Origin of the sequence: Peterkaempfera griseoplana, assembly GCF_001418575.1 — a bacterium.
GTDB classification, from domain to species: Bacteria; Actinomycetota; Actinomycetes; order Streptomycetales; family Streptomycetaceae; genus Peterkaempfera; species Peterkaempfera griseoplana.
Genome location: NZ_LIQR01000707.1, coordinates 1 through 2,429, shown reverse-complemented (window position 1 = coordinate 2,429; position 2,429 = coordinate 1). Strand labels below are relative to the sequence as shown.

Sequence of the window (2,429 nt, the reverse complement as noted above, 5' to 3'; positions counted from 1 at the left end):
AACGGCACCCTGGCCCCGGGCGCCAGCGCCACCGCGGGCTTCCTGGCCACCAGCACCGCCGCCGCCGCGCCGACGTCCTTCGCGGACCTCGCCTGCGGCTGACCCATGTGGCTGACCACTGAGGTTGACCCGCCGTACCGGCAGCAGCCGGTACGGCGGTGCAGGACCTCCGTCGACGCCCCGATGGCCAGTCAGCTCGTGTTCGGCGAGCCCCGTTCGACACCGTGCTCCGGGCCCGCAGCCGGGGCGACCTGCTCTGCTAGCCTGCCGGGATGCCTTCCGCAGACCCGCAGCAGCAGCTGCCCCGGCTGGGTGTGATGTTCGACCGCGACCGGGCTCCCGAGGAGCTCACCGGCTTCGCCGCCGCCCTGGAGGACCTCGGCGTCGATGAGCTCTGGGTGGTGGAGGACCTGCCGTGGGGCGGGTCCATCGCCTCGGCCGCCGCGGCGCTGGGCGCCACCCGGCGGCTTCGGGTCGGCATCGGCATCGCCCCGGCCCCGCTGCGCAACCCCGTCCTGCTGGCCATGGAACTGGCCACCCTCGCCCGGCTGTTCCCCGGCCGGCTGATCGCGGGCGTCGGACACGGTGCCGCCGAGCTGCTGGAGGCCGCCGGCGCCCTGCAGCCCGCGCGGATGGCGCTGCTGGAGGAGACCCTGACCGCCGTGCGGGCGCTGCTGCGCGGCGAGGAGGTCACGCTGAAGGGCCGCACCGTGAGCCTCGACGGGGTACGGCTGGTCCACCCTCCCGCCGTGGTGCCCCCGGTGCTCGCGGGTGTGGTGCGGCCGCGGTCGCTGGAGCTGTCGGGCCGGGTCGCGGAGGGCACCGTGATGGCCGAGGGCCAGGGCCCCCAGGCCCTTGCCGCGGCCCTGGAGCGGATCGACGAGGGCCGCCGGGCGGCCGGCCGCGACGACCACCACGACCTGGTGGTCTTCACCCATCTCCGGGTCGACGACGATCCGGAGCAGCTGGCGGCCGCGACCGCGCCGGTCGTCGCCGGGTACGCCGACTGGCTGGGGGTGCCCGCCGCGGAGGTCTTCCTGGCCGCGGGCGACGGGGCCGCCGTGGCCGCGGGGATCAGGGCGCTGCGCGAGGCGGGCGCGGACTCGGTCGTGCTGCGTCCCATCGGGCCCGACCCGCTGGACCAGGTACGCAGGACGCTGGCCGCGCTGAAGGGCTGACCGCGCCCCGCGTTCAGGGGCGCGGGATGTTGCGCAGATTGGCGCGGGCCAGCTGCACCATCCGGCCGACACCGCCGTCCAGCACCATCCGGCCCATGGAGAGCGCGAAGCCGCTGACCTGTTCGCCGGTGATCTTCGGCGGGATGGAGAGGGCGTTGGGATCGGTGACCACGTCCACCAGCGCCGGTCCGCGGTGCTTCAGCGCTGCCCGCAGGGCTCCGCGCAGCTGCTTGGGCTTCTCCACCCTGACCCCGAAGGCTCCGCAGGCCTCGGCGACCGCGGCGAAGTCGGGGTTGCTGTTGGTGGTGCCGAACGCGGGCAGCCCGGCCACCAGCATCTCCAGCTCCACCATGCCCAGGGAGGAGTTGTCGAAGAGCACCACCTTGACCGGCAGGTCGTACTGCACCAGCGTCAGGAAGTCGCCCATCAGCATGGAGAAGCCGCCGTCCCCCGACATGGCGACCACCTGGCGGCGGCGGTCCAGGAACTGTGCACCGATCGCCTGCGGCAGTGCGTTGGCCATGGAGCCGTGGGTGAAGGAGCCGATGACCCGCCGCCGGCCGTTGGGGGTCAGATAGCGGGCGGCCCAGACGTTGCACATGCCGGTGTCCACGGTGAAGACGGCGTCGTCGGCCGCCTCCTCGTCCAGCACCGCCGCCACGTACTCCGGGTGCAGCGGCACATGGCGTTCCACCTTGCGGGTGTAGGCGCCGACCACCCCCTCCAGCGCCTGGGCGTGCTTCTTGAGCATGGAGTCCAGGAAGCGGCGGTTGGTCTTCTCCTTCACCCGCGGCGTCAGACAGCGCAGCGTCTCGCCCACGTCGCCCCAGACCGCCAGGTCCAGCCGGGAGCGGCGCCCCAGGTTCTCCGGACGCACGTCCACCTGGGCGATGTGTACGTCGTCGGGCAGGAAGGCGTTGTACGGGAAGTCGGTGCCCAGCAGGAGCAGCAGGTCGCAGCCGTGCATGGCCTCGTAGGCGGCGCCGTAGCCCAGCAGGCCGGACATCCCCACGTCATAGGGGTTGTCGTACTGGATGAACTCCTTGCCGCGCAGGGCGTGCCCCACCGGCGCCTTGACGCGCTCGGCAAAGGCCATCACCTCGCTGTGCGCCCCCTCGGTTCCGCTGCCGCAGAAGAGGGTGACCTTGCCGGCGGCGTCCACCAGACCGGCCAGCGCGTCCAGGTCGGCCTCCCCGGGGCGGACCAGCGGGCGGCGGGTGACCAGGGCGTGGGTACTGGCGGGCTGCGGGG

Annotated in this window: 2 protein-coding genes; one reads left to right on the top strand and one right to left on the bottom strand. The window is 73.6% G+C overall.

Annotated features, from left to right (window positions below):
* The first annotated feature begins 272 nt into the window (after nucleotides 1-272).
* Nucleotides 273-1,178: an LLM class flavin-dependent oxidoreductase gene (locus tag AOK09_RS35750; protein ID WP_055591345.1), complete on the top strand. Its 906-nt coding sequence runs from the start codon at nucleotides 273-275 to the stop codon at nucleotides 1,176-1,178.
* A gap of 13 nt (nucleotides 1,179-1,191) precedes the next feature.
* Here the strand turns inward: AOK09_RS35750 and AOK09_RS35745 are convergent.
* Nucleotides 1,192-2,429 (bottom strand): thiamine pyrophosphate-dependent enzyme (locus AOK09_RS35745; RefSeq protein WP_055591344.1); only part of this gene is annotated, 1,238 nt, incomplete at its 5' end.